Origin of the sequence: Inquilinus limosus MP06, assembly GCF_000767795.1 — a bacterium.
Lineage (GTDB): Bacteria > Pseudomonadota > Alphaproteobacteria > DSM-16000 > Inquilinaceae > Inquilinus > Inquilinus limosus_E.
In genome coordinates, this window is the sequence record NZ_JANX01000933.1 from 1 (window position 1) to 1461 (window position 1461).

Below are 1461 nucleotides of genomic sequence, written 5' to 3' on the forward strand. Positions count from 1 at the left end.
CGTGGCGGCGCGGACGTCGCGCTCCGCCGGGCCGGCGGCGGCCGACCCGTCCTCCTCGGTCAGCCCCTGGACCAGCGTGTTCTCGCGGCGGCGGCGGATCCAGCTGATGGCGCCGTTGGCGCCGCCCCAGAGGATCACCAGCGCCAGGATCAGCAGGCTGCGGGCGAAGTAGCTCTCGAAGCCGGGGACCAGCGGCGCCAGGTACCAGACCAGCATGCTGGCCATGCCGACGCCGGCGAAGCTATACGTCCAGCGGTTGACGAAGAAGGCGCCGAGATACTGCAGATTCTCCATCACTGCGCCCCTTTCCGGTGCAGCACCACCTCGATGCGCCGGTTCTGCTGCCGCCCGTCGGGCGTGTCGTTCGAGGCGATCGGGTTCTCGTCCGCCCGGCCCTGGGTCGACAGCCGCGACGGGTCGTCGATCGACTGGCCGATCACCTCGGCCGCCGCCTTGGCGCGGGCCTGGGAGAGCTGGAAGTTCGACGGGAACTGCACGGTGTGGATCGGCTGGTTGTCGGTGTAGCCGACGACGTCGACGGCGCCGGGCTCGGTGCGCAGCGCCGCGCCGATCCGGGCCAGGATCGGCAGGTACTTGTCCTCGACCTTGGCGCTGCCGGACCTGAACATGCCGAGGTTGAGGATCCGCACGATCGGCACCGCGTCGGTGCCGGCGATGGCCACCAGCCCCTGCTGGATCTCCGGCTGCAGGAAGCCGGACAGCTTGGCCAGCTCGCCCGGCTCCGCCGGCGGCGGGGGCGGCGGCAGCGGCTTGGGCGGGGCGCTGCGGGCGATGGTCGGGAACTGCCCGGGCGGCAGCGTGCGCCCGGCCTCGAACAGCCGGTCCGACGCGCCGTTCAGGCCGTAGGCGAGCAGGATGTAGAGCGCCACCACCAGCGCGAGCCCGGCCAGCGCCGCCACCCAGACCGGGATGCGGCGCTGCTGGCGGTATGGCGCGGTGACGCCCTTCCAATGGGCCGACAGGCCGCGATCGAGCGGCCGCCGCTGCCGCATGATCGCGACATAGGTCTCCTCCCGCACACGGTCCAGCTCGGCCGGGCCGCGCGCCGACAGGCGGTAGCGCCCCTGCATGCCCAGCGACATGCAGAGATACATCAGCTCGACCACCGGCAGGAACGTGCCGAGATTCTGGCGCAGCTGGTCCAGCAGGTCGAAGAAGCGCTCGCCGGCCCGCACCTCCTGATGGAAGGTCGAGACCAGCGACGCGTCCGCCCAGGGCCCGCGGCTGCCCCAGGGCGTGTTCTGCACCACATCGTCGATGCTGGCGCACAGCGCGTAATGCGACAGCCGGATCTGCTCGATCGGCAGCTTGCGGTCGCGCAGCGTCTTCTCGAAGCGCCGCATCTCCTGGATCGCGTTGTCGCGCAGGCTGGCCGGGTCCGGCACCGTGACCACGTTGCGCAGCCGCGCCACCAGCGACAGCAGCGGCGCCGCCGCGGTC

2 protein-coding genes are annotated in these 1461 nt (G+C 71.9%); both read right to left on the bottom strand.

Annotated elements, in window-relative coordinates:
• On the bottom strand, positions 1-294 hold a 294-nt coding region (locus P409_RS34120; protein WP_034849247.1), incomplete at its 3' end, for a hypothetical protein.
• Positions 294-1461, bottom strand: a 1168-nt coding sequence (gene tssL / locus P409_RS34125; RefSeq protein WP_034849249.1) for a type VI secretion system protein TssL, long form, incomplete at its 5' end; no start/stop codon positions are given. The genes P409_RS34120 and tssL, both read right to left, overlap by 1 nt.